The following is a 25,736-nucleotide window of genomic DNA, read 5'->3' as shown; positions in this document are numbered from 1 at the left end:
TCCGCACGCTCCTCGCTCGAGATGACGGGTGGGCACTCCCACGGCCAGAGCACGTGGCGGCTCCCCTCCGGAGGAGTGCTGTGCTGCAGCGCCTGAAGGCTGCCGCTCTGTCCATCAGGCCGACTTCGTCCGATGGGGGTGAGATCTCCGAGGAGTGCGCTGTCCTCCGTACCGGCCGGTAGGCGGTGTGACCTGGGACCACGGGATAGGTTCGGCGCAGGACGTCGGCGCGTCGGCAGGGGAGTGCACTGTGAGTTCGGGCGGCAGATCGGTGCTGGTGACCGGTGGCAATCGAGGCATCGGGCTGGCGATCGCCCGCTCCTTCGCCGAGCACGGCGACGAGGTGGCGGTCACCCACCGCGGTAGCGGCGCCCCCGACGGCCTGTTCGGCGTGCAGTGCGACGTCACCAGTGCCGACGACGTCGACCGGGCGTTCTCCGAGATCGAGGCCCGCCAGGGTCCGGTCGAGGTGCTGGTCAGCAACGCCGGCATCACCCGCGACGGCCTGCTCATGCGGATGAAGGAGGACGACTTCACCGACGTCCTCGACGCCAACCTCACCGCCGCCTACCGGGTGGCCAAGCGCGCCAGCGCCAAGATGGTCCGCGCCCGCTCGGGCCGGATGATCTTCGTGTCGTCGGTGGTCGGGCTGCTCGGTTCGGCGGGGCAGACCAACTACGCGGCGTCGAAGGCCGGCCTCGTCGGGCTGGCCCGCTCGATCGCCCGGGAGCTCGGCAGCCGCAGCATCACCGCGAACGTCGTCGCGCCGGGCTTCGTGGAGACGGACATGACCGCGGAGCTGCCCGAGAAGCGGCAGCAGGAGATCCTGGGGCAGGTCCCGCTGGGCCGGTACGCGTCGGTCGACGAGATCGCCGGCGTCGTCCGTTTCCTGGCGAGCGACGCGGCGGCATACATCACCGGGGCGGTCGTCCCGGTCGACGGCGGACTGGGGATGGGGCACTGATGAGCGGGATCCTGGACGGCAAGAAGGTTCTGGTCACCGGCGTCCTCACCGAGGCGTCGATCGCCTTCGCCACCGCGCGCATCGCGCAGGAGCAGGGCGCCACCGTCGTCCTGTCCAACTTCGGGCGGGCGCTGTCGCTGTGCCAGCGGATCGCCAAGCGGCTGCCGCAGGAGGCGGCCGTGATCGAACTCGACGTCACCGATCCCGAGCACCTGGCCACGCTGGCCGACCGGCTCCGCGAGATCGACGGGCTCGACGGTCGTCTCGATGGGGTTGTCCACTCGATCGGCTTCGCCCCGCAGGAGGCGATGGGGGAGGGCTTCCCCGAGGTCGCCTGGGAGCACGCCGCCACCGCCTTCCAGGTCTCGGCCTGGTCCTACGCCTCGCTCACCCAGGCCTGCCGGCCGCTGCTGGCCAACCCGTCGTCGGTGGTCGGGCTGACCTTCGATGCGTCGGTCGCCTGGCCGGTCTACGGCTGGATGGGGGCGGCGAAGGCGGCGCTGGAGTCGACCAGCCGGTACGTGGCCCGCGAGCTCGGCCCCGAGGGCGTGCGGTCCAACATCGTGGCCGCCGGGCCGCTGCGCAGCATGGCGATGAAGTCCATCCCCGGCAGCGCCCAGTTCGAGGAGGCCTGGGAGGGCCGCGCCCCGCTGGGCTGGTCGGTCACCGATACCGAGCCGGCCGGCAAGGCAGTGGTCGCGCTGCTGTCGGACTGGTTCCCCGCCACCACCGGCGAGATCGTGCACGTCGACGGAGGCTTCCACGCCGTCGGCGTGTGAGTGCATCCGTCCGCACCAGGAGAAGAGAAGAACCCACCGTGCCCCGCGCAATCGTCGACATCACCCCCGCCGGACAGCGACCGGACGGAGACCCGTCCCTCGCCGTCCGCAACAACGGCGGCGTCGAGCCGTCGTCCGACTCCGCTCCGGCCGGCCGGCGGGAGGCGCTGCTCGTGCTCTCGTTCGGTGGGCCCGAGGGCCCGGACGACGTGATGCCGTTCCTCGAGAACGTGACCCGCGGTCGTGGCATCCCGCGCGAGCGGCTGGCGGAAGTGGCCGAGCACTACTACCACTTCGGCGGTGTGAGCCCGATCAACGAGCAGAACAAGGCGCTGGTCGCGGCCGTCGAGAAGGAACTCGCCGCGGCGGGGGTCGACCTCCCCGTCTACTGGGGCAACCGGAACTGGGCGCCCTACGTCGAGGACACCTGGCAGCAGATGGCCGACGACGGGGTCGAGCACGTGTACGTGTTCCCCACCTCGTCCACTGCCTCGTACTCCAGCTGCCGGCAGTACCACGAGGACATCGCCCGGGCCCGCGTCTCGTACGGCCAGGACTCCACCCGCCCAGCCCCCACGGCGGAGAAGCTGCCGCACTACTACGACACCCCGGGCTTCATCCGCGCCAACGCCGACGCGCTGGCCGCGGCGATCGCCACGCTGCCGGCCGAGGTGCGCGACACCGCCCGCCTGGTGGCGACCGCGCACAGCATCCCCGACACGATGGCCGCCGTGGCGGGCCCCGACGGCCACGCCTACGAGGCGGAGCTGCGGGCCGCCGCCGAGCGCGTCGTCGCCGAGGCCGCCCCGGGCCGCAGCTTCGACCTGGTCTGGCAGAGCCGCAGCGGCCCGCCGTCAGTGCCGTGGCTGGAGCCCGACGTCAACGACCACCTGCGGGCGCTCGCGGCGGCGGGCGAGACCGCCGTCGTCCTGTTCCCGATCGGGTTCGTCAGCGATCACCTCGAGGTGATCTGGGACCTGGACAACGAGGCGAAGGAGACCGCCGCGGACGTCGGCCTCGCGTTCGCCCGCGCGGCGACGGCGGGCACCCACCCGGCGTTCGTCGAGTCGGTCCGGATGCTGGTCGAGGAGCGCCGCGCCGGCGGTCTCCCGCGCCTGGGCACGAACTGCCCCGCGAGCTGCTGCTATGTCTCCGGTCGGCCTACCGGCCTCCACCGCGGCCAGGAGCCGTCCCCGAGCTGAGCTGGGCCGCTGCGTCAGTCCTTGGTCACCTCAGCCGGCCTGCGCCTTCCAGACCGGCGCGACCTCGCGGTGGTAGCGGCGGCCGAACACCCGGCTGAACACGGTGACGACGGGCGTCGGCACCGTCGCCTTCAGGAACGCGCGGTGGTCGTCGCTCATCCCGTCGGTGAGCCAGGCGAAGAAGCGCCCGGTCACCGCCGGCGGGTTGCTGCGCAGCTTCTTCTCCACGGCCTTCCACTCGGGACTGTCGTGCAGCGGGACCAGCCGTGGTTCCAGCTCGGTCTCCTCGTGGCGCAGGTGCTGCTCGACGACCTCGCGGGTGCGCAGGACGCTCGCTCGGGCGGCGGCCGCGTCCACGGCGGACCCGCTGGCCGCCACGGCCGACATGGCCGTGGCGGTCTCGGCCAGGGACTCGGCCATGGTGTGGTGCTCGTTCTCCATGGCGGTGAGCAGCTCCCGGTCGACGCCGGCGGTCGCCAGCATCGGCCAGATGTGGGTGTCCTCGCCCTCGTGGTGGTGGGTCAGCTCCTCGCGCAGGTTGCCGTAGGCGCGGTCCAGCGCCTGGGCACGCGCCCGGTCCCCGTCGGGCATCGCCCCGAGGGCTGTCGACAGCCGGTCCAGGTCCCGGCGCACGGCGGCATGGATCACCCGGTTCATCGTCATCGACTCGGTCATGGCGGGGGACCGTAGACCCCTCCGGGCCCCCGAAGGGGCCCCGCGGACGTGGTGTCCCGTCTACCGGGGCAGCCAGTTGTAGGCGGCGGTGACGGCGTCGCGCACCGCGTCCCCCAGGGGCCGCAGAGCGACGTCGCGCGCGGCCGCCTGCGTGTGGCTGACGGCGCCGCCCGGGGCATCGGTGAGCGCCACATCCAGCACCGCGGCCAGTCGCTGCGCCCGCGCCAGCACCGAGAGGGCGAGCGGGTCGTGGTCGGCGGGCACGCCGGGGGTGCGCGGACCCTTCGACAGCCCCGCCAGGAGGGCCGGCACCTCGGGATGCCACCGGGCGAGGTCCAGGTCGGCCAGCGTCCGCGCGGCCGCGGTGACGGCGAGGTCGAGGGCACCGGAGGCGGCCCGCAGCGTGCCCTCCACGGGCGGCCCGACGGGCGGAGCGCCCGCGAGGTCGAACGCCGTCCACTCGACGACCTCGTCGCCCAGTGCCTCCGGGACCAGCGCGACGCGGCTCCCGACGGCGGCCTGCCCGGACTCCACCGCCAGCGGCGCCAGCTCCGGTACCGCGGGCAGCCCGCGGACGTCACCGGCCACCGGCAGCACCAGCCGGATCCGGTGCTCGCCGAGGCCGCGCAGCGCGCTCAGCGCGGAGCCCAGGGGCACTGCCGCCTCCGTGCCGGGAAGGCCGGCGACGCGGTGCGCGGACCCGCCCACGACGGCGTCGAGGGCCTCGTCGTAGGAGGCGCGGCCGGTGAGCCAGGCGGTGGCCCACACCGCGAACCGGCCGGCGGGGTAGTCGTGCACCGGCCGAGGTTACGTGGCCCGCCGCCCGCCGCGCGCCCCGCCGACGGCGACAGGCGCGCGGCACGGCGTCGTTCTGCAAGACTCCCGGCATGGCTGCGTGGTTGCTCTGGCTGATCGCCGCCGGGCTGTTCGCCGGGGGCGAGGTCCTGACCCTGGACCTGGTGTTGCTCATGTTCGCCGGCGGGGCGCTCGGCGGCATGACCGTGGCGCTGGCCGGCGGCGCGGTGGTGTTCCAGCTCCTCGCGTTCATCCTGGTCTCGGCAGCGCTGCTCGCCGTCGTCCGGCCCGTGGCCAAGCGGCACCTCGAGGACCGCTCCCCGCTGCAGCTCGACGGGGTCGACCCGCTCGTCGGCCGCACGGCGACGGTGACCCGCGCCGTCGACGTCTCCGGTGGCCGCATCCGGATGGGCGCCGACGAGTGGACCGCCCGCAGCCAGCACAGCGGAGAGGCGTTCGCCATCGGCAGCCGGGTCCGCATCCTGGAGATCGACGGCGCCACGGCCGTGGTCGGCGACGCACTGGAGTGAACCTGTGGACGGGGCGTGACCTGTCTGGACGGACGTGAAAGGGTCGGAACCGACCCACCCCGACGTAGGAGGCCCCCGTGGAGCCCGCCCTCATCGCCCTGATCGTCGTCGCCGTCCTGCTGATCGTCGTGCTGGCCAAGAGCGTGACGATCGTCCCCCAGGCCCAGGCGAAGGTGATCGAGCGTCTCGGCCGCTACAGCCGCACGCTCTCGCCCGGGTTGTCGGTGCTCGTCCCGTTCGTCGACCGGGTGCGGGCCACCATCGACCTGCGCGAGCAGGTGATCTCGTTCCCGCCGCAGCCGGTCATCACCGCGGACAACCTGCAGGTCGGCATCGACACCGTCGTGTACTTCCAGGTCACCGACCCGCGCCTGGCCGTCTACGGGATCGCGAACTACATCACCGGCATGGAGCAGCTGACCACCACGACGCTGCGCAACGTCGTCGGCGGGCTCAACCTCGAGGGTGCGCTGACCGGGCGTGACGGCATCAACAGCCAGCTGCGCGAGGTGCTCGACGGCACGACCGGGCCCTGGGGCCTGCGCGTCGCCCGGGTGGAGATCAAGGCCATCGACCCGCCGCCGTCGATCCAGGACTCCATGGAGAAGCAGATGCGGGCCGACCGCGACAAGCGCGCGGTCATCCTCACCGCCGAGGGCCACCGGCAGGCCGCGATCACCTCGGCCGAGGGCGAGAAGGCCTCGGCGATCCTGTCGGCGGAGGGCCGCAAGCAGGCGGCGATCCTCGAGGCGGAGGCCGAGCGGCAGAGCCGGATCCTCCGTGCCGAGGGTGAGCGCGCCGCGCTGTTCCTGCAGGCGCAGGGCCAGGCGAAGTCGATCGAGACGGTCTTCCAGGCCATCCACGACGGCAAGCCCGACCAGGGGCTGCTGGCCTACCAGTACCTTCAGACGCTGCCGCAGATCGCCCAGGGCGACGCGAACAAGATGTGGATCGTCCCGAGCGAGTTCAGCAAGGCGCTCGAGGGCCTGGCCTCGCTCGGCGGCGCCGAGGGTGGGAAGTCCTGGATGGACGTCGAGCCGTCGGGCGACGGGCGGACCGCCCCGCCGGAGGGCGGGATCGACACCAGCAGCTGGTTCGAGTCGCAGCTGCCCAAGGCCGCCGACCAGCCCGAGGCCAAGATCGAACTGACCAGCATCACCGACACGGCGCCGGCCATGCCCACGCCGGAGGTGCCGTCACCGCCGCCGCTGAGCCAGGTCACCGACGAGGTCCGCGGGATCGGCTCGGGCCGCGAACCCGACGACAACGGCGTGCCCCCGGCCCGGGGCTGAGCCCGAACGCCGAGAGGCCGTCACCCTTCCGAGGAAGGGTGACGGCCTCTCGCTGTTCCGGCGCTCAGTCCTTGAGCAGGCCCTCGCGGAGCTTGGCCAGCGTCTGGCTCAGCAGGCGGGAGACGTGCATCTGCGAGATGCCGATGTCGGCCGCGATCTGCGACTGGGTCATGTTGCCGAAGAACCGCAGGATGAGGATGCGGCGCTCACGGGCCGGGATGGTGGCCAGCAGCGGCTGCAGCGACTCCCGGTACTCCACGCCCTCGAGCGCGGCGTCCTCCTCGCCGAGGGTCGCGGCCAGGGTGGGGGAGTCGTCGTCACCCGAGAGCCGTTCGTCCAGGGAGCTGCTGCGGTAGGCATTGGCGACGGCGAGCCCCTCGAGGACCTCCTCGCGCGGGATGCCCAGGTGCTGGGCGAGCTCGCTGGGCGTCGGCGCGCGGCCGTTCTTCTGGGCCAGCTCGCCCACGGCCGCGTTGAGCGACAGGTGCAGCTCCTGCAGGCGGCGCGGCACCCGCACCGACCAGCCCTGGTCGCGGAAGTGCCGCTTGATCTCGCCGGTGATCGTGGGCACCGCGAAGGACAGGAACTCCACACCCCGCGTCGGGTCGAACCGGTCGATCGCGGCGATGAGGCCCAGGGTGCCGACCTGCAGCAGGTCGTCGAAAGGCTCGCCGCGGTTGCTGAACCGGCGGGCGAAGTGCCGCACCAGGGGAAGGTGCTCCTCGACGAGGATCTCGCGCAGCCGCTCGCGGCGCGGGTCGTCCTTCTCGAGCGTGGCCAGCTCGGCGAACAGCGGGGCGGTGCGCTCGGCCCGGCGGCGGTTGTCCGAGATCGGGGGCGCCGCCTCCGGGGCGGCCGGCTCCTCGACGGCAGCGGGCTCCTCGACGGCAGCGGGCTCCTCGACGGCAGCAGGCTCCTCGGCGGCAGCGGGCTCCTCGGCCACCGCGGACATGCCCTCCTCGGGCGCCTCGCGTGGCCCCGGGGTGACGCCGTCGCGCGGATCCACCGCGATCCCCGTCGGATCGGTGGCGGGGGACCGGGTCACCGGGCCACCGAGAGGTTCTGGCCGGCTCCGCCCGCCATCTCGGCCGGCCGCTGGCCCGGCAGGTACTTGTCCATGGCGATGACAGCAACCGCGTCCCCGGAACCGTTCCCGCCCGGCACCTCGGACTGCGTCGACGGCCGGCCCTCGACCGCGTCGACCAGCGTGGCGAGCACGGCCCAGCCGAAGCCGTCGCGGGGGACGTCGGTGCCGGCCGCGGTGGGCACCCAGGCCTCGATGTGCAGGCCCGTGCGCGTGGTCTCGAAGACGACGGTCAGCGGGACGTCGCCCTGCGCGACGCTGACCAGCGTCGCGCAGGCCTCGTCGACCGCGAGGCGCAGGTCCTCCACGCTGTCGAGGTCGTAGTCCATGCGGATGGCGAGGTCACCGGCCATGGCCCGGACCGCCGGCAGCTGCATCGCGGTGATGGGCACCCGCAGCTCGAGCCGTTCCGCGCGTCGTCCGTCCTGCGCGAGGGCACCCCTCGAATCCACCATCCGCGTACTGCTCCTTCGTCCTGTCGCACTCGGCCCTCGAGCGCAGCGTCCATCCTGCCCGGCCGGCCGGGGCGGGGCAGCGCCCGGCCTGCCGAGCGCACTGCCGACGGCGTCTACTACCCCCGCGCCACGCCCGGCCAAACGTGGGCTGTCCCACGGTCCGCTGCCTCCCCGGCGCGGTTGCCGAGGGAGGAGGCCTGATGTTCCCTGGCCTGGGATGAGCGCCAGTCAGGGCAGTCTGTCGACCCCTCTCCCGGTCCCCGGGCCGGAGGGGGCGGCCGTGCTGCTCGCGGCGATGGAGGACGCACCCGCTGCGATCTGGTGCCTGGACGTCGGCGCGCGGACGGTGTGGGCGAACGCCAGCGCTCGTCAGCTCGGGGCCGACGGCCTGCTGCCCTCGGTCGACGGGCGTCCCCTGGTCGACGTCGTCGACGCCGTCATCGGCAGCGGCCGATCGGAGAGCCTCAGCGGGCCGATGGGGCACGAGGGGCCGGTCGTGACGGCCGTCGTGCGGCCGTTGTCGGTCGCCGGCGAGCCCGGCGCGATGCTCGTGCTCGACCACGACCAGCGCGACGTCGACCCGTCGAGCTGGCCCCAGGACGTCGTCGAGGCCGCCCAGTCCTCGCTCCTCCCGCCCTTCCTCCCGATGCTGCCCGACCTCGCCCTGGCCGGCAGCTACCACCGGGCGACGTCGGTGCGGGCCGCCGGTGGCGACTGGTACGACGCCGTGCCGCTGGGCGACGGCCGGGTGGCGCTCGTGGTCGGGGACGCGGTGGGCCACGGCGTGCCCGCCGCCGGGGCGATGAGCCGGCTCCGCGGGGCCATGCGGTCGACGGCGCTGCGGAACTCCGCACCGCCGTCGGTGCTCGGCGACCTGGACGCCTTCGCGAGCCAGATGGAGGACGTCGAGGGTGCGTCGGTCTTCTACGGCGTGCTGGATGCCGGTACCGGTGAGCTCGCGTACACGACGGCCGGCCACCCGGCGCCCCTCGTCGTGGGCAGCGACGGCACCGCCGCCTTCCTGCCGGTCACGCCGCGGCCGCCGCTGGGCAGCCTGCCCGGTGCCGAGACGCCGGTGCACCGCTACGTCCTCGAGCCCGGCGCCACCCTCGTCCTGTTCTCCAACGGCGCTCTGGCCGGTGCGGGCGCCGGGTACGCCACAGCACTCGACCGGCTGGTCGCTGCCTCCCGCGAGGTCCTCGCCCGGCCGGGCGCGACCGAGCCGGACGCCGCCCCGGGGCTGGCCGTCGCCATCGCGGAGCTCGTCCGCCCGCCGCAGGACTGGCCCGACGACGTGGCCGTGCTGGTGGCCCACCGCCGGGCGACGCGACCCGAACCGCTGCACCTCGACCTACCCGCCGTCCCCGCCTCGCTGCCGGGCATCCGGCGCCGGCTGACCACCTGGCTCTCCGCACTCGGCATGGGGGAGAACGACCGGGTCGGCGTGATGGTGGCCGTCGGGGAGGCCTGCGCCAACGCCGCCGAGCACGCCTACCGCGGGTCCGAGCCGGGCGGGATGTCCGTGACGGCGACCGTCGACGTGGACGGTGTGCTGACGGTGCGGGTCCACGACGACGGCACCTGGCGCCCTCCGGACCGCGATCCCGGCGACCGCGGCCGCGGACTGCTGATCATGCGCCAGCTGGTGGACAGCGTCTCCCTGGAGGACGGGCCAGGGACGACGGTGACGCTCGCGGTGCGGTTGCGGCGCAGCCCCGACGGCGAGCCCGGTTCGGCGTCCGGTGGCGAGGGCGCCTCGATCGTCGTGGACCGGGAAGGTGCCTGCCCGGTGGTCCGCGCCGGCGGAGCGGTGGACGAGGCCGGCGCCGACCAGTTGCGCATCCGGCTGCTCGAGGCCAGCCGCGGCGGGACCGCGCGCGTGGAGCTCGACCTGGCCGACGTCACGCTGTTCAGCAGCGCCGCCGTCCGCGTCGTCCTCGCGGTGGCGCGCATCGCCCGCGACGAGGGCTGGCGCCTGGTGGTGCACGCGGAGGCGGGCGGCGTCACCCGGCACGTGCTCGAGATCAGCGGACTCGGCGGGCTGGTGGACCTCCGCTGACGGGTGAGCTCCGGGCCCTGGGGGTTTGCGTCGCGGTCCCGGTGCCCATCCTCCGGCGGTGAGACTGCGGCGGAGCGACGTCAACGCACCCGGCTACCGGCGCCGCCGGGCGGGGAGGGGCTTCGCCTACTACGACACCGACGGCGTGCTGATCCGGGACGACCGGCTCGACCGCATCCGAGGCCTGGCCATCCCGCCCGCCTGGCGGGACGTCTGGATCTGCCCGTGGCCCAACGGCCACATCCAGGCCACCGGCATCGACGCCGCCGGCCGGCGCCAGTACCGCTACCACGACCAGTGGCGCGCGCGGCGGGATGCCGAGAAGCACGAGCGCGTGCTGGAGATCGCCCGGCAGCTCCCCGACGTCCGTGACGAGGTGGTCGCCGCCCTGCGCACCCGGGGCCTCAACCGGGAGCGGGTGCTGGCGACCGCCATCCGGCTGCTGGACCTGGCCGCGTTCCGCGTCGGCAGCGAGCAGTACGCGGAGGAGAACGGCACCTACGGCCTGGCCACGCTGCGGCGGGAGCACGTCCGGGTCCGCGGCGAGCGCACCTTCTTCTCCTACACCGCCAAGGGCGGCATCGAGCGGGAGGTGGAGCTCACCGACCGGCCCACGGCCACCGTCGTCCGCCAGCTGCTGGAGCGCCCCGAGGGCACGGGGGAGGAACTCCTGGCCTACCAGGTCGAGGACGGCACCTGGCGCGACGTGACCAGCGCCGAGATCAACGCCTTCCTCAAGGAGATCAGCGGCGCGGAGATCACGGCGAAGGACTTCCGGACCTGGAACGCCACGGTGCTCATGGCGGCCAAGCTCGCCGAGGCGGCGCCGCCGTCCTCGCGCACGGCCCGCAAGCGGATCGTCTCGGCCGCCTACCGGGAGGTCAGCGAGCAGCTGGGGAACACCCCGGCGGTGTGCAAGGCCAGCTACGTCGACCCCCGGGTGGTCGACCGGTTCGAGAACGGGGAGACCGTCGCCCACGCCCTCCGGGTGGCTGCCGAGGCCGACGCCGACCGCGACACCCAGCGGGTGCTCGAGCAGGCCGTCTGCCAGCTGCTCTCCGCCTGAGACGACGCAAGGCCCCCGCCGGAACTCCGGCGAGGGCCTTGCGTCGTCCGGCCCCGGGCAGGGGCCGGACCTCAGCGAGCGGTGCTGTCGGCGATCGTGAACAGGTCGATCAGGCCGGTCACCTCGAGCGGCCGCGTCACGGCACGGGTCGTGGCGATCAGCCGCAGGGCGACCTCACGGCTGCGGGCGGACTTCTGCGTCTCGACGAGCACGGCCAGGCCGGCGGAGCCCAGGAACTGGACACCGGACAGGTCGATCACCAGCTCGCTGGGCGACTGCTCCAGCTGGCTGTCCAGCGTCGAACGCAGCACCGGGGCGGTGAAGGTGTCCACCTCGCCGACGACCTTCACCGTCACCACGCCGTCCTCGGTGGAGGTCGAGAGCGTGATCACGTCGTCGAAGGGTGCCTCGGTGCCCTCGGTCGACACGTCGGGCTGCCCCTCGGCGGGCAGGTCGGAAGTCGTCACGGACGGTGCTCCTCTCGGCGGCGGTGCCTGGCGGCACTCCGCCCGGTCAATCTACCGCTGCGTGGACCGGGGTACAGGAGCCCCCGGGCCCGCGTCTGGTCTACGCGGCCGGAATCGGGCCCTGACGGGTCCGTTCCGGTGCGGCTGCCTGCTGAACCGCTGACCCAACGTAGACAACCGGGCGCGCGCGCGCCAACCCGCCCCCGGCCGACGCGGGCGTGGCGCGCGTGCCGGTGGTGCGGGCCGGACGGAGGAGAGGAGGTCAGCCGTCGGTGAGGTGCACGGCGGATTCCTCGGGACCCTCGCCGCCGATCGGCGCGTCGCCGGTGGCCTCCATGTCGTCCGCCGTGCGGTGGGTGCCCGAGTCGCTGTCGGGCGTGGTGTTCAGGTCCTGCTCCAACTGCACGTCGGCCCGCTGGGGGTCCTCGGTGGGGCGGACGCCGGAGGCGTCGTCGGGGATCTCCCGGTCCAGCCGGCCGGTGAGCGACTCGCCCTCGGCCTGCTCGGACGCGGTCGTGCCGAAGTCGGTGCTCGCCGTCGGGCGTTCGCCGGGCAGGGCCTCGAACTGCGGGTCCTCGGCGCGCTGCATGGTGGGCGAGTCGTCCTGCGCCACCTCGGGGATGCCGTCGTCCTCGGGGAAGATGTCCCGGGAGGTCTGACCCTCGGTCTGCGTGGTGCCGTCGGTGGTGCCGGGGTCGGTCATGCGCGTCTCCGTTCGTCGGGCGGGCGCACCCGCTCTCGTCGTCCCTGGGGGACGGGGAGCCGGTCCGGGGGACCGGCGTCGTAGCTCGGCCCTACCCGTGACCTTCGTCGCCATGCGTCGTGTGCCCCGGCGCACGGTGCGGCCCGGTGGGTTCACCCGGCCGACGCCGGGGGTAGCGCGGGCCCATGGCGATCGCAGACGAGGTGCAGCGGATCGGGGCCCCGGTCCGCCGGTGGGCCCGCACGCAGAAGCGGGAGTACACCGACGGCGAACCCCGGCCGCTCGGCGCCGACCTCGGTGCCATGGGTGTCTACGCGGGCCTGGTGTCGGCCGCGGCCGCGGCGGTGCGCGCCTCGGGGAAGGAGCTGCCCGAGCGGATCCCCTTCGGGGACGCCGCGCTGCTGACGGTGGCCACCTTCCGGCTGGCCCGCCGGATCGCGAAGGACCCCGTGACCGCGCCGGTCCGGGCGCCGTTCGTCCGGTTCGAAGGACCGTCGGGGCATGCGGAGGTCGCCGAGGAGGTCCGCGAGCACGGCGGCGTCAAGCACGCGGTGGGGGAGCTCCTCACCTGCCCGTTCTGCCTGGCGCAGTGGGTCGGCACCGGTTTCGTGTTCGGCTACGTCGCCGCCCCGAAGGCCACCCGGCTCGCCGCGCTCACCATGACGATGGTCGCCGGGTCCGACGTCCTGCAGTTCGTCTACGACGCCATCCAGAACGGCGCGCTGGCGCCGGCCGGCGACGACGAGGGCACCGCCGCGGCCGAGGCCGCCGGCGTGGACGCCGGCTAGGGCCGTCGCTCGACCGGGGGAGGCGGCGGGTCATCTGACCTGCCGCGGTCGCCCCCGCGGACCTATCCTGTGATCTTGACCCGGTGCGGGTCTGTCTGGGCCCGTCCGGGCCCCGCTCGGGAAGGGGCGGCATGCGATCGATCTGGCGCGGGGCCGTGTCGTTCGGCCTCGTCAGCATCGGCGTGAAGCTGTACTCCGCCACGGAGGACAAGGACATCCGCTTCCACCAGGTGCACGCCGCCGACGGTGGCCGGGTGAAGTACCGGCGGGTCTGCTCGATCGACGGCGAGGAGGTCGAGTACGGCGACATCGCCAAGGGCTACGAGCTGCCCAGCGGCGAGGTCGTCATCCTCACCGACGAGGACTTCGACGAGCTGCCGCTGAGCACCCGCCGCGAGATCGAGGTGCTGGAGTTCGTCGACCAGGACCAGATCGACCCGATCATGTTCGAGAAAACCTACTACCTCGAGCCCGACGGCCCGGCCGCGCGGCCCTACGTCCTGCTCCGCGACGCCCTGGAGAACGCCGGGCAGGTCGCCATCACCAAGATCGCCATCCGCCAGCGCGAGTCCCTGGCGGCGCTGCGGGTACGCGACGGCATCCTCGTCCTGCACACGATGCGCTGGCCCGACGAGATCCGCCGGCCCGACTTCGCCTTCCTCGACGAGGACATCAGCGTCCGCCCGCAGGAGCTGAAGATGGCCGAGGCGCTGATCGGTTCGATGACCGCCGAGTTCGACCCGAGCGAGTTCACCGACGACTACCGGGAGGCGATGACCGCGCTCCTGGAGGCCAAGCAGAGCGGCGGCGAGGTCGCCCAGCCGGCCGAGGTCCCCGACGACGGTGCCGCCGTGGTGGACCTGATGAGCGCCCTGCGGGCGTCGGTCGAGCGGGCCCGCGGCGGTGCCGCGGAGGACGCCGACGACGACGCGCCGGCCGAGAAGGCGCCGGCGGAGAAGCCGGCCGCCACGAAGGCCACTCCCGCCAAGAAGGCGGCGCCGGCGAAGAAGGCGCCCGCCTCGAAGGCAGCGGCCAAGAAGACGTCGTCGTCCTCGGCCGGCGCCGAGAAGAAGGCGGCGGCGAAGGCCCCGGCCAAGCGCGCCCGCCGCAGCGCCTGAGGTGCCGAGCCGGCGGGAGGAGGCGCTCCCCGCGCCCCTGCCCATGCTGGCCACCGCGGGTGAGCTGCCCGGCGGGGACGAAGACCCCGGCTGGGGCTACGAGTTCAAGTGGGACGGCGTCCGGGCGGTCGCGACGGTGCGCGGCGGCGTGCTGGCGCTGAGCTCCCGCAAAGGCACCGACATCACCGTGCGCTATCCCGAGGTGGGCCGGCTGCCCGCAGTCCTCGCCGGCCGCGACGCCGTCGTCGACGGGGAGATCGTCCTCATGGACGAGCTGGGCCGGCCCGACTTCGGGGCGCTGCAGAACCGGATGCACCGCACCGGCCCCGAGGTGCCGCGCCTGGCCGCCGCGAAGCCGGTGACGTTCCTGGTCTTCGATCTGCTGGCCCTTGACGGGGAGGACCTGCGGGAGCGGCCCTACGTCGAGCGGCGGGAGCGCCTCGACGGGCTCGCGCCGGCCGGGCACCGGTGGGCGCTGACGCCATGGTTCCGGGGCGGAGGCGCGGGCGTGCGCGCGGCGAGCCAGGAGAACGGGCTGGAGGGCGTCGTCGCCAAGCGGCTGACCTCGCCGTACCGCGAGGGCGTGCGCAGCCCCGAGTGGCGCAAGATCAAGAACTTCTTCACCCAGTCGGTCGTGGTGGGTGGCTGGCGGCCCGGTCAGGGCCGGCGGTCCGGCACCATCGGCTCGCTGCTGGTCGGCGTGCCCGACGACGAGGGCCGGCTGGTGTACGTCGGCCACGTCGGCACCGGTTTCCGCGACCAGGACCTGCGGGACCTGCAGCGGTCCCTGACCCCGGCCGCGTCCTCGCCGTTCGAGGGCTCTCTGCCGCGGGAGATCACCCGGGACGCCCACTGGGTGGAACCGGACCTCGTCGGTGAGGTGGCGTACGCGGTGTGGACGGCCGAAGGCCGGCTGCGGCACCCGTCGTGGCGCGGGGTGCGCGACGACCTGGAGCCCGACGACGTGGTGCAGGAACCGTGAGTCCCGCGAAGCAGCGGGTGGAGATCGCGGGGCGCCGGCTGGCCGTCTCCAACCTGGAGAAGGTGCTCTTCCCCGAGGTGGGCTTCACCAAGGCGCAGGTCATCGACTACTACGTGCGGGTCGCGCCGGTGCTGCTGCCGCACCTCGCCGGCCGGCCGGTCACCTTCACCCGCTGGCCCGACGGCGTGGAGGGCCAGGCGTTCTTCGAGAAGAACAGCGCCCGGCACGCTCCCGAGTGGGTACGCAGGGTGACCATCCCGAGTCCGGGCAGCACCAGGGGCCGGGAGACCCTCGACATGGTCGTGCTGGAGGACGTGCCCGACCTGGCGTGGGCGGCCAACCTGGCGGCGCTCGAGCTGCACGTGCCGCAGTGGCAGGTGGACGACGACGGCGAGCCGCAGCTGCCCGACCTGCTCGTGCTCGATCTCGACCCGGGCCCCGACACCGGTATCGCGGAGTGCTGCGCGGTGGCCGAGCGGCTGGGGGAGCGGCTGGAGTCCGACGGCCTCGACCCGGTGGTGAAGACGTCCGGGTCGAAGGGCATGCAGGTGTACGCGCCGATCGAGACGCCGGCGGACCGGGAGCACCCGAGCCGCTACGCCAAGATGCTGGCGCAGGAGCTCTCGGCCGAGACGCCCGACGACGTCGTCTGGCGGATGGAGAAGGTGCTGCGCCCGGGCAAGGTGCTCATCGACTGGAGCCAGAACAACACGGCCAAGACGACCGTCGCCCCGTACTCGTTGCGGGCGCGGGCGGGGGCCACGGTGTCCACCCCGATCGGCTGGGACGAGGTCGACGCGGTGCGCGACGGCAGCCTGGACCCGGCGGAGCTGCGGTTCACGACCGACGACGTGCTGGCGCGGGTCGAGGAGTACGGCGACCTGTTCGACGTCGCGGGCGCCACCCGGGCACCCCTGCCCGAATAGAGAACCCCTTCCTCCCCACCCCCTCGCGGGCTCGGGGCGGTGCCCTGGAGGGGGCCGGGCCGACCTCTGGGACGATCTCGCGCATGTCCGCCGCAGGCCCGCACGACCCCCGTACCGCCGACCTCGGGCGGCTGGTGGTCCGCTGCCCCGACCAGCCGGGGATCGTCGCCGTCCTGTCCCGCCTGCTGGCCGACGTCGGCGCGAACATCACCGAATCGCAGCAGCACTCGTCGGACCCGAGCGGGGGCACGTTCACCCTCCGGCTCGAGTTCGTCGTCGCCGACCTGCCGGCGCGGCGGGCCGAGCTCGAGCAGCGGCTCGGCGATCTGGCGGGGGAGTGGCAGCTCACCTGGCGGCTGAGCGAGGCGCGCCACCTGCCCGCGGTCGCGGTGTTCGTCAGCCGAGCCGACCACGTGCTGCAGGAGCTGATCTACCGCGTCCGCGCCGGTGACCTGCGTGCCGAGATCACCGCAGTCGTCTCCAACCACCCGGATCTCGAACCGGTGGCCCGCGCCGCCGGCATCCCGTTCCACCACGTGCCGGTCACCCCGGACACGAAGCCGGAGGCCGAGGCCCGCGCGCTGGAGGTCGTCGGCGACGTCGACCTCGTGGTGCTGGCGCGCTACATGCAGATCGTGTCGCCGGAGTTCTGCGCGCGGTTCCCGGAGCGGCTGATCAACATCCACCACAGCTTCCTGCCGGCGTTCGTCGGCGCGAACCCGTACCAGGCGGCGCACGACCGCGGCGTGAAGCTGATCGGCGCGACCGCCCATTACGTGACCGAGGAACTCGACGCCGGGCCGATCATCGAGCAGGAGGTCGCCCGCGTGGATCACCGGGCGACGGTCGAGGACATGCGGCGAGTGGGCCGCTACGTCGAGCGGCAGGTGCTCGCGCAGGCGGTGACCTGGCACGTCGAGGACCGCGTCGTCGTCGAGGGCGACCGCACCATCGTCTTCGCCTGACCGCCCCGTCGATGATCAGCTGACCTGATCATCGCGTGTCCTCCCTCACGGCCGGCGCTGAGGGAGGACGCTGGACGATCAGGTGAGCTGATCATCCTCGCCCCTACGGGTCGGCCTTGATTTGACTGGTTCAAAACAAGGGCGGACACTGGACGTCGATGGAGACGACGTGGGCGCACCAGCTGCGCGAGGCCGGTCTGCGGGTCACCCGACCGAGGCTGTCGGTGCTCGAGGTCCTCTCCACCCATCCCCACGCCGATGCCGACACCCTCGTCACCGGCGCCCGCGCCCAGCACCCCACGCTGTCCCCGCAGACGGTCTACGGCGTGCTGGACGCCCTGGTCTCCGTGGGGCTCGCCCGCCGGATCGAACCCGCCGGTGCGCCTGCGCTCTTCGAGCTGCGGGTGGGCGACAACCACCACCACCTGGTCTGCCGCTCGTGCGGTGCCGTCGCCGATGTCGACTGCACCGTCGGGGCGGCCCCGTGCCTGAGCCCCTCGGACACGGCCGGCTTCGTCGTCGACGAGGCCGAGGTCGTGTTCTGGGGCCTGTGCCGCAGCTGCCAGGGAACGGCAGCAGAAGTGTCCGACGAAGTAGGAGGCATACCCGCATGACCGACGTCGCATCGCAGGGCCCGGCCCCGAGCGAGGCCGACCGCCCGCTCCTGACCAACCGTCAGGGTCACCCGGTCTACGACAACCAGAACCAGCGGACGGTGGGCGCCCGAGGCCCGGCCACCCTGGAGAACTACCAGTTCCTCGAGAAGATCAGCCACTTCGACCGGGAGCGGATCCCGGAGCGCGTGGTGCACGCCCGCGGCATCACCGCGTTCGGCTACTTCGAGGCCGACGGCACCGTCGGCGACGAGCCGGTCTCGACGTACACCCGCGCCAAGCTGTTCCAGGAGAAGGGCAAGCGCACCGACGTCGCCGTCCGCTTCTCCACCGTGGCCGGTGGCCGTGACTCCTCGGAGTCCGCGCGCGACCCCCGCGGCTTCGCGGTGAAGTTCTACACCGAGGACGGCAACTGGGACCTCGTCGGCAACAACCTGGGCGTCTTCTTCATCCGGGACGCCATCAAGTTCCCCGACTTCATCCACTCGCAGAAGCCCGACCCGGTCACCTTCGAGGCCAACGTCGCCGAGCGCGCGTTCGACTTCTTCAGCCAGACCCCCGAGGCCCTGCACATGATCTCGCTGGTCTTCAGCCCCCGCGGCACGCCGGCCAACTACCGGAACATGCAGGGCTTTGGCGTGAACACCTACAAGTGGGTCAACGCCCAGGGCGAGACCGTCCTGGTCAAGTACCACTGGTACCCGCGCGACGGCGTGAAGTCCTGGGGCGCCGCCGACGCGTCGGCCGCGCAGGCGACGAGCCTGGGCACCCACACCAAGGACCTGCACGACTCCATCGCCGCGGGCGACTTCCCGCAGTGGGACCTCTACGTCCAGATCATGAGCGACGACGAGCACCCCGAGCTCGACTTCGACCCGCTGGACGACACGAAGACCTGGCCGCAGGAGCTCTTCCCGGTGCGCAAGGTCGGCACGATGACCCTGAACCGGATGCCGGTGGACAACTTCACCGAGAACGAGCAGATCGCGTTCGGCACCGGCGTGCTGGTGGACGGCCTGGACTTCTCCGACGACAAGATGCTGGTCGGCCGGACGTTCTCCTACTCCGACACCCAGCGCTACCGCGTCGGGCCGAACTACCTGCAGCTGCCGGTGAATGCCCCGAAGGCGAAGGTGGCCACCAACCAGCGCGACGGTGCGATGGCCTACGGCGTGGACCGCGCCGAGGGCACGAACCCGCACGTGAACTACGAGCCGTCGATCCTCGGCGGTCTGCGTGAGGCGGAGTACCCGACGCACGACGAGCAGGGCCCGGTCATCACCGGCCGGCTCACCCGCAAGCGGATCCCGCGGACGAACGACTACCAGCAGGCCGGCGAGCGCTACCAGCTCTCCGAGCAGTGGGAGAAGGACGAGCTGGTGGCGAACCTCGTCGGTGCCCTCGAGCAGTGCCGCCGCGACATCCAGGAGCGGATGGTGTGGCACTTCTTCATGTGCGACGACGAGTGGGGCCAGCGGGTCGGTGACGCCCTCGGCATCTCCGCCGACGACGTCCGTGGCCTGGAGCCGCTGCAGACGCAGACCCTCTCCGGGGACGAGCTGGCCCGTGCGGCCAACCTCGGCAAGAACGGTCCGCGCGACGTCACCGGCAAGGACATGACGCACTGCGTGCCCAACGAGCACGTCGTCGTCGCCTGAGCACATCGTCGTCCTCCGGACGACACCGCGGCCAGGAGCCGTCCCGCGCAGGCTGAGCGTGCCCGCCACGCCTGCGCGGGACCCTCCGGGCCCCACTCGCGCGGCACTACACCAGGCGGGCCTCCCGCCAGCCGCGCAGCGAGCTGACGACGGCGAGCCCCTCGGCCGCGGCGAGGTCGGCGGGGCGGAGCACCCGCTCGCGCAGCCTGCCGTCGTCGACCAGTCGACCGCGTTCGACGCCGGGCAGGCAGCCGCTGGAGACCGGCGGGGTCCACCACTGCCCGTCCAGGCGGACGGCGAGGTTGGCGATCGTCGTCTCCGTGACCTCACCGCGGGAGGAGACGAGGACGACGTCGTCGGCGTCCGGCCACCGGCGGGCGCGCTCCTCGTAGGGCGTCCGCCGGGTCGTCTTGTGCCGCAGCCAGACGTCGTCGGCGTCGACCGGCTCGGGGTCGATTGCCAGCCGGACCGGGCCGGCGAGCGGCGCGGGAGGTGGGTGCACACCGACCTCGACGGTCCCGTCGCGCCGCAGGAGCAGGCGCACCCGGGCAGCCGACGGTTGCCCGGCGACGGCCGCGAGCCGCCTCCGGGCGTCGTCGAGGTCGAGGGCGAATCCGGCGTAGGCGGCGGAGTCGGCCAGCCGGGCCAGGTGCCGCTCCAGGTTGCGCAGGTTCCCACCGCTGGTGCGGGCCATCGTCTCCAGCAGCGCGAACTCCTCGTACGGTTGCGTCAGGATCGCCGCCTTCGCCAGCAGCTCGGCGTGCTCGGCGTCCGGATCGGAAGCCCAGGTGATCCCGCCCCCGGTGCCGTAGACGGCGGTCCCCGTGGTCCGGTCGACCGTGACCGTCCGGATCGCCACGTTGAACCGGGCGCGGAACGCCTGGCCCGGGGGAGCGACCACCCCGATCGCCCCGCAGTAGGCGCCGCGTGGCTCGTCCTCGAGCTCCCGGATCAGCTCCATGGTCCGCTGCTTGGGGGCGCCGGTGACCGAGCCGGACGGGAACAGCGCGCGGAACACGTCGACCAGGCCCACGTCCGGCCGGGGCCGGGCGGTCACGTCGGAGGTGAGCTGCCAGACGGTCTCGTACCGCTCGGCCCGGAACAGGGCGGGCACGTCGACGCTGCCCACCTCGGCGATCCGGCCGAGGTCGTTGCGCAGCAGGTCGACGATCATCAGGTTCTCGGCGCGCTCCTTCTCGCTGCCCAGGAGCGCCGCCCGTACCGCGCCGTCGTCCGCGGTGAGCGCGCCCCGGCGGGCCGTGCCCTTCATCGGGCGGGTGAGCAGCCGGTCGCCGGTCCAGTCGAAGAACAGTTCCGGGCTGGCGCTGGCGACGACGTGGCTGCCGAGGTCCAGGTAGGCCGACCACCCGCCGCGCTGCCCGCAGGCGAGGTCGGCGTAGAGCTGGGTCAGGTCCCCGTCGACGGGCGCCCGCATCCGCACGGTGAGGTTCACCTGGTACGCGTCCCCCGCCGCGATGGCGGCGCGCACGCCGGCCACCGCGTCCCGGTGGCTCTCGCGGGTCCAGCCGCGCTGCCAGGGGCCGGCCGTGTAGTCGCGGGCCCGTCCGGGCGGTGTGGTCACCACGGGCGCGGGGACCATCCGGTCGGTCAGCGCGAACACGGCCAGCGGCAGGGTGTCGCCGGGGACCGGGGGCGCGACGGCGAGGCCCGGATCCAGGCCCCCGGCCGCCTCGTACGCCAGGTAGCCGAACGCCCACTCCCCGCCGGCGGTGGCCCGCTCGACCTCGGCGAGCACCGGCACGACGTCGGCCGGCTCGCGGGCGACCAGGACCCGGGACGCGCCGGGGAACGTGAGCGCGCTGCCGGTGAGGAGGTCGTCGAACCGGCCGTGCATCGTGCCGGTCAGGGCTGGAGCACCCGCGCTGTCACTCGCCGCCACGGGGCGGCTTGCGGTCCTGGTCCGCCAGGAACCGCTCGAACTCCGCGCCGATCTCCTCGGCCGTGGGCACCTCGCCCGCGCTGCCGAGCAGGTCGCTGCTCTCGCGGGCGGCGGTGAACGCGTCGTACTGCTGCTCCAGGGCGGCGACCACCGCGGTGTTCTCCGCCGAGCGGGCGATCTGCTCGTCGACCTCGGTGCGGTGGGTCTCCGCGGCGACCCGCAGCGACTCGGTGGGCAGGTGCAGCCCGGTGAGCCGCTCGAGGTGCTCGACCAGGGTGAGCGAGGCGGCCGGGTAGACGGTCTGCGCCAGGTAGTGCGGGACGTGCGCGGCCACGCCGAGGGCGTCGACGCCGGCTTCGCCCAGCCGGATCTCGAGCAGCGAGGCGACGCTGCCGGGGATGCGCATCTCGCCCCAGTAGACCGGATAGTGCTCGATGAGCGCGCGGCGCGTGGCGTGCGCGGTGACGGTGACCGGCCGGGTGTGCGGCACCGGCATGGGGATCGCCTGCAGGGCTACCACGGATGTCACGCCGAAGCGCTCGACCAGCCCGCGGACGGCGCTGACGAACCGCTCCCACTGGTAGTCCGGTTCCGCCCCGTGCAGCAGCAGGAAGGGCACGCCCGCGTCGTCCTCGAGGGCGTAGAGCGCGATCTCCGGGGCGAGGAACGCCTCGTAGCGGTCCCCGCTGAAGGTGACCCGGGGACGGTGCGCCCGGTAGTCGACGAGGGCGTCGGCGTCGAACCGGGCCAGCACCTCGTGCGACAGCCCGGCCAGCAGGTGCGACCCCGCCGTCGCGCCCGCGCGGGCGGCGTCGAAGTCACCGGCGACGTCGTGCACGAGGACCAGCCCCCGGCGCCGGGCGGCGTCGTCGGCCGCCTCCTGACGGGCGAGGAAGCGCTCCGCCTCGGGGAGCAGCTCCACGAGCTCCTCCGGTCGCTGGGTCACCTGGTCATTCCTCCGTCGACGTCGAAACCACTGCCGGTGCAGCCCCACCGGGCCCTGCCGCATTCCCGCCCCCGCAGGAGGGGGGCGGACTCAGCTCCGGACGGGGGACCCCTCCTCGTCGGGGTCCTCCGGAGGAGCGACCTGTTCCCGGGTCAGGTGTGCGCCCGTCTCGTCCTCGACGACCTGGGCCCGGGTGCCGTCGGAGTCGACCTCCGGTGACTTGCCGTCGAGCTGGTCGCGCGCGTAGCGGTAGGAGACGGCGATGAGCGCGGTCACCGGGACGGCGAGGAAGGCGCCGATGATGCCCGCGAGGCTGCTGCCTGCGGTGACCGCCAGGATGACGACGGCGGCGTGCAGGTTCAGGCCGCGGCCCTGGAGGATCGGCTGCAGCACGTTGCCCTCGATCTGCTGCACGACGATGATCAGGCCCAGGACGAGGAGGGCGGTGGTGGGGCCGCTGTCCACCAGTGCGATGAGCACCGCGAACCCGCCGGCCACGAAGGCCCCGATGATGGGGATGAAGGCACCGAAGAAGGTCAGGACGGCCAGCGGGAGCACCAGCGGAACGCCGAGGGCCCACAGGCCGAGACCGATGAACAGCGCGTCGACGAACCCCACGACGGCCTGGAGACGGATGAACTCCGAGAGGGTCGACCACGTCTTGTAGGACAGCGCCGCGATGTGCGGTGCGGCGGGCGGGCCGGTCTGCGCGGCGAGCCACGGGACCCAGCGCGGACCGTCCTTGAGGAAGAAGAAGGTCAGCACCAGCGCCAGGACCAGGTTGAGCACGATGCCGCCGATCGCGGTGGCGCCCGTCACGGCGTACTGCGCGATGTTCTGGGCGTTGCCCTGTACCGAGTCGATGACCTGGTCGATGGCGGTGCCGAGCTGCTCCTCGCCGATGTTGAACGGCGGGCCGGCCAGCCACTCCTGCAGCTGCTCCAGGCCGCTGGTCACGCCGTCGGCGAGGTCCTCGACCTGGTCGATGACCTGGGGTGCCAGCCACGCGATGATGCCGGCGAAGGCGGCGAAGAAGGTCAGCAGGACGCTGATCGAGGCGAGCGCGGAGGGCCACCCGTGGTTGCGGAGGAAGCGCACGGGCGGCCAGAGCACGGTGCTGAACAGCAGACCCAGCACGACCGGGAGCAGGACGATCCAGAGCTTGCCCAGGACGTAGCCGACCACGATCAGCGCCAGGACGATCAGGAGCAGCTGGGCCGAGGCGCCGGCCAGGGCGCGGCTGGCCTGCTGCAGGCGCTGACCGCGCAGGTTGGTGGTGCCGGGCGTGTAGGAGCCGGGCCGGACGCCGGCCCCGTCGGCGTACTGGTCGGGCTCGTCGGGGTCCGGTGCGGAGACGCTGGTCCCGGCGGCGTCGGTGGTCGCGTTCGGCGCAGGCTTGGTGCGACCGGGCAGACGGATCCTCATGCGGGAGATCTCAGCACACGGGGCGCGGTCCGACCGGCCGGACGGCGATCGTCACACCCGCGTCGTAGCGTCGGGGCATGCCGAGGACCGCCACCGCCGACCGCGTCGACCGGGATGCCCTCCTGGAGTTCGTCCGACCGCGTCACAAGGCGGTGCTGGTCACCCGTCGCCGTCAGGAGGGCGTGCAGCTCTCGCTGGTGACCTGCGGGGTGGACGGCGAGGGGCGCATCGTGGTCTCCACCTATCCGCAGCGGGCGAAGGTCACCAACGCCCGCCGGACGTCGGCGGTGTCGCTGTGCGTCCTGTCGGACGACTTCGACGGCCCCTGGGTCCAGGTCGACGGGGAGGCGGAGGTGCTCGACCTGCCCGAGGCGCTGGAGCCGCTGGTCGACTACTACCGGGCGATCAGCGGCGAGCACCCCGACTGGGACGAGTACCGCGCGGCCATGGTCCGGCAGGGCAAGTCGCTGCTGCGGATCACGGTGACCGGGTGGGGGCCGGTCGCGACGGGAGGTTTCCCCCCGGACGTGGTCGACAAGCTCTGAGGCTTGCATGCGTGCCCGAAAGGTGTCAGACTTGCGCGGTGCCCTTCGTCCTGACGGTCGACCAGCGAGCCAGCCGGCGCTCTCCGGACCGGGTCGCTGACGTGCTGCGCCGGCTCGAGGGCACCGTCCCCACCCTGCTCGGCTTCGAGCGCACCGCCGGCGACGAGTTCCAGGGCGTGCTGGCCGAGCCCGACGTCGTCGTCGAGGTGGTGCTGGGGCTGCTGCGCGAGGGCGCGTGGAGCATCGGCGTGGGTGCGGGCCCGGTGCAGACACCGCTGCCGCCCAGCACCCGCGCCGGGAGCGGCCCGGCCTTCCTCAGTGCCCGCCGCGCGGTGGACGCGGCCAAGCAGCGTCCGGCACGGGTCGCCGTGCGCGGCGCCGCCCCGGCCGACGCCGGCGACGCGCAGGCGGTCCTGAGCGCCCTGGCGGTCGTGGTCGAGCGGCGCAGCGAGCAGGCGTGGGAGGCGATCGGCCTGGTCGAGGCCGGCCGCACCCAGGCCGAGGCCGCCGCCGAGCTCGGCATCTCCCGGCAGGCGGTCGGCCAGCGACTCGCCGCCGGCCTGTGGGAGCTGGAGCGCGACCTGCGGCCCACCGCGGCCCGCCTGCTCGAGCGGGCGGCGGGATGAGCGTCGCCGCCCTCCTGCTCCTGGGGCTGACCGGCGCGGTCGGCCTCGGCATGAGCTTCCTCGAGGAGCGGCTGCCGCCCCGGGCGAGCGCCGCCGGGGTGGCCGCGCTGCTGGCGGTGGTGGCCGCGCTGGCCTGGGGGGCGGGGGAGTCCTCCGACGCGACCGTGCAGGTCGCGACGGTGCTGGCCGTCCTCGCGGCCGTGTCCGGAGGAGGACCGGTGGCCACCGGGGTGCTGCACGCGCCCGCAGCCGTCGGTGTCACCGGCGGCCCCCAGGACCCGGAGATCCTGCGCGGCGGGGCCTGGATCGGGGTGCTGGAGCGCGCCGCGATCGCCGGCACGTTGCTGGCGGGCTGGCCCGAGGGGCTGGCCGTGGTCTTCGCCGTGAAGGGGCTGGGCCGGTTCTCCGAGCTGCGCGCCTCCTCCGCTGCCGCCGAGCGGTTCATCGTCGGCACGCTGGCCAGCGCGCTGTGGGCCGCGGCCTGCGCGGGCGTCGCGGTCCTTCTGCGCGGTTGATCCGGCGGCGGAGCGGGCAGTCCTGCTCGTGGCCGCAATGGCCGCGACCCCGTCGTCCCCAGGAGGCCCCGTGACCGAGTCGTCCACCGGCGGCGCACTGCACAACCCCGACCTGCTCGGCGTCTACTGCAACGACCACCTCGCCGCCGCCACCGGCGGCATCGAACTGGTCGGCCGGATGCTGTCGCGCTGGCGCGGCAGCCCGTTCGAGCAGCCGCTCGAGCAGCTGCTCGACGAGCTCCGGGAGGAGCGGTCCGGGGTGCGGTCGACGATGGCGTCCCTGGGCCTCCCGGTCCGCCAGTACAAGCAGCTGGCCACGTGGGTGGGGGAGAAGTTCAGCCGGGCCAAGCTGAACGGACGGGTGCTGTCCCGGTCGCCGCTCAGCGATCTGATCGAGTTCGAGTTCATCGCCACCGCCGTGCTCGCGAAGCGGGCCGGATTCGAGACGCTGCGGGCCATCGGCGAGTACGACCGGCGGGTCGACGCGCGCCTGCTGGACCGGCTGATCGACCAGGCCGACCATCAGCACGAGTGGCTGGCCGAGGCGCGCCGGCAGGTCGCCGCCGACGTGTTCGGGGGCCGGGCCCAGGCCGCGAGCGACGCCGCCGACACCTGAGCGGGCTCGGAACGCACGAGACCCGTGGCCGGCCCGTCGGG

The 25,736-nt window shown here is 73.5% G+C and carries 27 protein-coding genes; 18 read left to right on the top strand and 9 right to left on the bottom strand.

Annotated elements, in window-relative coordinates; genetic code table 11:
• Nucleotides 1-250: 250 nt before the first annotated feature.
• Genes fabG through BN344_RS16630 form a run of 3 tightly spaced genes read left to right on the top strand, consistent with a single transcriptional unit; the run spans nt 251 to nt 2,945 of the window.
• A complete protein-coding gene (gene fabG, locus BN344_RS16640; protein ID WP_081788714.1) occupies nt 251-964 on the top strand; it encodes a beta-ketoacyl-ACP reductase in 714 nt (237 codons plus the stop codon).
• Nucleotides 964-1,743: an enoyl-ACP reductase FabI gene (gene fabI / locus BN344_RS16635; protein WP_040339626.1), complete on the top strand. Its 780-nt coding sequence runs from the start codon at nt 964-966 to the stop codon at nt 1,741-1,743. Before fabG ends, fabI begins: the two co-directional genes overlap by 1 nt.
• Before the next feature lie 38 nt (nt 1,744-1,781).
• A complete protein-coding gene (locus tag BN344_RS16630; protein ID WP_081788713.1) occupies nt 1,782-2,945 on the top strand; it encodes a ferrochelatase in 1,164 nt (387 codons plus the stop codon).
• Nucleotides 2,946-2,975: 30 nt separating this feature from the next.
• Here BN344_RS16630 and BN344_RS19235 read toward each other — a convergent pair whose 3' ends face one another.
• On the bottom strand, nt 2,976-3,620 hold the full coding sequence (locus BN344_RS19235) for a hemerythrin domain-containing protein (protein WP_051516049.1): 645 nt from the start codon (nt 3,618-3,620) through the stop codon (nt 2,976-2,978).
• A 60-nt stretch (nt 3,621-3,680) separates the two neighbouring features.
• On the bottom strand, nt 3,681-4,418 hold the full coding sequence (locus BN344_RS16620; RefSeq protein WP_040339625.1) for a hypothetical protein: 738 nt from the start codon (nt 4,416-4,418) through the stop codon (nt 3,681-3,683).
• An 89-nt stretch (nt 4,419-4,507) separates the two neighbouring features.
• On the opposite strand from BN344_RS16620, the gene BN344_RS16615 reads away from it, so the two are divergent.
• Nucleotides 4,508-4,945, top strand: a complete 438-nt coding sequence (locus BN344_RS16615; RefSeq protein ID WP_040339624.1) for an NfeD family protein — start codon at nt 4,508-4,510, stop codon at nt 4,943-4,945.
• Between the two features lie 77 nt (nt 4,946-5,022).
• Nucleotides 5,023-6,237: an SPFH domain-containing protein gene (locus BN344_RS16610; protein ID WP_040339623.1), complete on the top strand. Its 1,215-nt coding sequence runs from the start codon at nt 5,023-5,025 to the stop codon at nt 6,235-6,237.
• A gap of 64 nt (nt 6,238-6,301) precedes the next feature.
• On the opposite strand, the gene BN344_RS16605 is transcribed toward BN344_RS16610, so the two are convergent.
• Together BN344_RS16605 and BN344_RS16600 are read right to left on the bottom strand one after the other, a co-directional pair.
• Nucleotides 6,302-7,282, bottom strand: coding sequence for an RNA polymerase sigma factor SigF (locus BN344_RS16605; RefSeq protein ID WP_231486939.1), 981 nt, complete (start codon nt 7,280-7,282; stop codon nt 6,302-6,304).
• Nucleotides 7,279-7,776: an ATP-binding protein gene (locus BN344_RS16600; protein WP_040339622.1), complete on the bottom strand. Its 498-nt coding sequence runs from the start codon at nt 7,774-7,776 to the stop codon at nt 7,279-7,281. The genes BN344_RS16605 and BN344_RS16600 overlap by 4 nt, the downstream gene beginning before the upstream one ends.
• 217 nt (nt 7,777-7,993) lie before the next feature.
• Here BN344_RS16600 and BN344_RS16595 point away from each other — a divergent pair, with 217 nt between their 5' ends.
• A complete protein-coding gene (locus BN344_RS16595; protein ID WP_081788712.1) occupies nt 7,994-9,835 on the top strand; it encodes a SpoIIE family protein phosphatase in 1,842 nt (613 codons plus the stop codon).
• Between the two features lie 58 nt (nt 9,836-9,893).
• Nucleotides 9,894-10,901 (top strand): DNA topoisomerase IB, encoded by a 1,008-nt coding sequence (locus tag BN344_RS16590; protein WP_040339621.1) that lies wholly within the window; start codon nt 9,894-9,896, stop codon nt 10,899-10,901.
• Nucleotides 10,902-10,972: 71 nt separating this feature from the next.
• On the opposite strand, the gene BN344_RS16585 is transcribed toward BN344_RS16590, so the two are convergent.
• Complete coding sequence (locus BN344_RS16585; protein ID WP_051516048.1) at nt 10,973-11,368, bottom strand: STAS domain-containing protein; 396 nt, start codon at nt 11,366-11,368, stop codon at nt 10,973-10,975.
• A 262-nt stretch (nt 11,369-11,630) separates the two neighbouring features.
• Nucleotides 11,631-12,071 carry a hypothetical protein gene (locus BN344_RS19230; RefSeq protein WP_051516047.1) on the bottom strand — a complete coding sequence of 147 codons (441 nt, stop codon included), beginning with the start codon at nt 12,069-12,071 and terminating at the stop codon, nt 11,631-11,633.
• Nucleotides 12,072-12,256: 185 nt separating this feature from the next.
• Here BN344_RS19230 and BN344_RS16575 point away from each other — a divergent pair, with 185 nt between their 5' ends.
• The 7 genes from BN344_RS16575 to BN344_RS16545 all read left to right on the top strand — a co-directional run bounded on the left by BN344_RS16575 (nt 12,257) and on the right by BN344_RS16545 (nt 19,122).
• Nucleotides 12,257-12,859, top strand: coding sequence for a DUF1360 domain-containing protein (locus tag BN344_RS16575; RefSeq protein ID WP_051516046.1), 603 nt, complete (start codon nt 12,257-12,259; stop codon nt 12,857-12,859).
• A 131-nt stretch (nt 12,860-12,990) separates the two neighbouring features.
• A complete protein-coding gene (ku, locus tag BN344_RS16570) occupies nt 12,991-13,977 on the top strand; it encodes a non-homologous end joining protein Ku (RefSeq protein ID WP_040339620.1) in 987 nt (328 codons plus the stop codon).
• A 1-nt stretch (nt 13,978) separates the two neighbouring features.
• Nucleotides 13,979-14,959, top strand: coding sequence for a non-homologous end-joining DNA ligase (ligD, locus tag BN344_RS16565; protein ID WP_231486937.1), 981 nt, complete (start codon nt 13,979-13,981; stop codon nt 14,957-14,959).
• Nucleotides 14,956-15,885 (top strand): non-homologous end-joining DNA ligase, encoded by a 930-nt coding sequence (gene ligD / locus BN344_RS16560; RefSeq protein WP_040339618.1) that lies wholly within the window; start codon nt 14,956-14,958, stop codon nt 15,883-15,885. Before ligD (BN344_RS16565) ends, ligD (BN344_RS16560) begins: the two co-directional genes overlap by 4 nt.
• An 83-nt stretch (nt 15,886-15,968) precedes the next feature.
• Nucleotides 15,969-16,850 carry a formyltetrahydrofolate deformylase gene (gene purU / locus BN344_RS16555; RefSeq protein ID WP_040339617.1) on the top strand — a complete coding sequence of 294 codons (882 nt, stop codon included), beginning with the start codon at nt 15,969-15,971 and terminating at the stop codon, nt 16,848-16,850.
• A 158-nt stretch (nt 16,851-17,008) separates the two neighbouring features.
• Nucleotides 17,009-17,464 (top strand): Fur family transcriptional regulator, encoded by a 456-nt coding sequence (locus BN344_RS16550; RefSeq protein WP_040339616.1) that lies wholly within the window; start codon nt 17,009-17,011, stop codon nt 17,462-17,464.
• Complete coding sequence (locus BN344_RS16545; protein ID WP_040339615.1) at nt 17,461-19,122, top strand: catalase; 1,662 nt, start codon at nt 17,461-17,463, stop codon at nt 19,120-19,122. The genes BN344_RS16550 and BN344_RS16545 overlap by 4 nt, the downstream gene beginning before the upstream one ends.
• A gap of 106 nt (nt 19,123-19,228) precedes the next feature.
• Here BN344_RS16545 and pabB read toward each other — a convergent pair whose 3' ends face one another.
• The 3 genes from pabB to BN344_RS16530 form a co-directional block, all read right to left on the bottom strand.
• Nucleotides 19,229-21,022 carry an aminodeoxychorismate synthase component I gene (gene pabB / locus BN344_RS16540; RefSeq protein ID WP_231486935.1) on the bottom strand — a complete coding sequence of 598 codons (1,794 nt, stop codon included), beginning with the start codon at nt 21,020-21,022 and terminating at the stop codon, nt 19,229-19,231.
• Nucleotides 21,009-21,968 (bottom strand): proteasome assembly chaperone family protein, encoded by a 960-nt coding sequence (locus BN344_RS16535; protein WP_040339614.1) that lies wholly within the window; start codon nt 21,966-21,968, stop codon nt 21,009-21,011. The genes pabB and BN344_RS16535 overlap by 14 nt, the downstream gene beginning before the upstream one ends.
• Nucleotides 21,969-22,058: 90 nt before the next feature.
• Complete coding sequence (locus BN344_RS16530) at nt 22,059-23,393, bottom strand: AI-2E family transporter (protein WP_081788710.1); 1,335 nt, start codon at nt 23,391-23,393, stop codon at nt 22,059-22,061.
• A gap of 77 nt (nt 23,394-23,470) precedes the next feature.
• Here BN344_RS16530 and BN344_RS16525 point away from each other — a divergent pair, with 77 nt between their 5' ends.
• From BN344_RS16525 to BN344_RS16510, 4 genes are all read left to right on the top strand, one after another.
• Complete coding sequence (locus tag BN344_RS16525; RefSeq protein WP_040339613.1) at nt 23,471-23,938, top strand: PPOX class F420-dependent oxidoreductase; 468 nt, start codon at nt 23,471-23,473, stop codon at nt 23,936-23,938.
• A 38-nt stretch (nt 23,939-23,976) separates the two neighbouring features.
• The gene (locus BN344_RS16520; RefSeq protein WP_040339612.1) at nt 23,977-24,564 is read left to right on the top strand and encodes a hypothetical protein; all 588 of its coding nucleotides are present in this window, start codon (nt 23,977-23,979) and stop codon (nt 24,562-24,564) included.
• Nucleotides 24,561-25,079 carry a hypothetical protein gene (locus BN344_RS16515; RefSeq protein ID WP_040339611.1) on the top strand — a complete coding sequence of 173 codons (519 nt, stop codon included), beginning with the start codon at nt 24,561-24,563 and terminating at the stop codon, nt 25,077-25,079. The genes BN344_RS16520 and BN344_RS16515 overlap by 4 nt, the downstream gene beginning before the upstream one ends.
• A 70-nt stretch (nt 25,080-25,149) precedes the next feature.
• A complete protein-coding gene (locus tag BN344_RS16510; protein WP_081788709.1) occupies nt 25,150-25,695 on the top strand; it encodes a hypothetical protein in 546 nt (181 codons plus the stop codon).
• Nucleotides 25,696-25,736 lie beyond the last annotated feature (41 nt).

This window comes from Candidatus Blastococcus massiliensis AP3, assembly GCF_000582785.1.
Classification (GTDB): domain Bacteria; phylum Actinomycetota; class Actinomycetes; order Mycobacteriales; family Geodermatophilaceae; genus Blastococcus; species Blastococcus massiliensis.
This window is presented reverse-complemented; position numbering and strand designations above follow the sequence as displayed.

Bases quoted from the DNA above. Each gene is read 5' to 3' on its own strand.
- BN344_RS16550 (WP_040339616.1), top strand. From the start codon at position 17,009: ATGGAGACGACGTGGGCGCACCAGCTGCGCGAGGCCGGTCTGCGGGTC.
- ku (WP_040339620.1), top strand. From the start codon at position 12,991: ATGCGATCGATCTGGCGCGGGGCCGTGTCGTTCGGCCTCGTCAGCATC.
- BN344_RS16575 (WP_051516046.1), top strand. From the start codon at position 12,257: ATGGCGATCGCAGACGAGGTGCAGCGGATCGGGGCCCCGGTCCGCCGG.
- BN344_RS16600 (WP_040339622.1), bottom strand. From the start codon at position 7,776: ATGGTGGATTCGAGGGGTGCCCTCGCGCAGGACGGACGACGCGCGGAA.
- BN344_RS19235 (WP_051516049.1), bottom strand. From the start codon at position 3,620: ATGACCGAGTCGATGACGATGAACCGGGTGATCCATGCCGCCGTGCGC.
- BN344_RS16595 (WP_081788712.1), top strand. From the start codon at position 7,994: ATGAGCGCCAGTCAGGGCAGTCTGTCGACCCCTCTCCCGGTCCCCGGG.
- BN344_RS16615 (WP_040339624.1), top strand. From the start codon at position 4,508: ATGGCTGCGTGGTTGCTCTGGCTGATCGCCGCCGGGCTGTTCGCCGGG.
- BN344_RS16530 (WP_081788710.1), bottom strand. From the start codon at position 23,393: ATGAGGATCCGTCTGCCCGGTCGCACCAAGCCTGCGCCGAACGCGACC.
- fabI (WP_040339626.1), top strand. From the start codon at position 964: ATGAGCGGGATCCTGGACGGCAAGAAGGTTCTGGTCACCGGCGTCCTC.
- BN344_RS19230 (WP_051516047.1), bottom strand. From the start codon at position 12,071: ATGACCGACCCCGGCACCACCGACGGCACCACGCAGACCGAGGGTCAG.
- purU (WP_040339617.1), top strand. From the start codon at position 15,969: ATGTCCGCCGCAGGCCCGCACGACCCCCGTACCGCCGACCTCGGGCGG.
- BN344_RS16525 (WP_040339613.1), top strand. From the start codon at position 23,471: ATGCCGAGGACCGCCACCGCCGACCGCGTCGACCGGGATGCCCTCCTG.
- BN344_RS16515 (WP_040339611.1), top strand. From the start codon at position 24,561: ATGAGCGTCGCCGCCCTCCTGCTCCTGGGGCTGACCGGCGCGGTCGGC.
- BN344_RS16545 (WP_040339615.1), top strand. From the start codon at position 17,461: ATGACCGACGTCGCATCGCAGGGCCCGGCCCCGAGCGAGGCCGACCGC.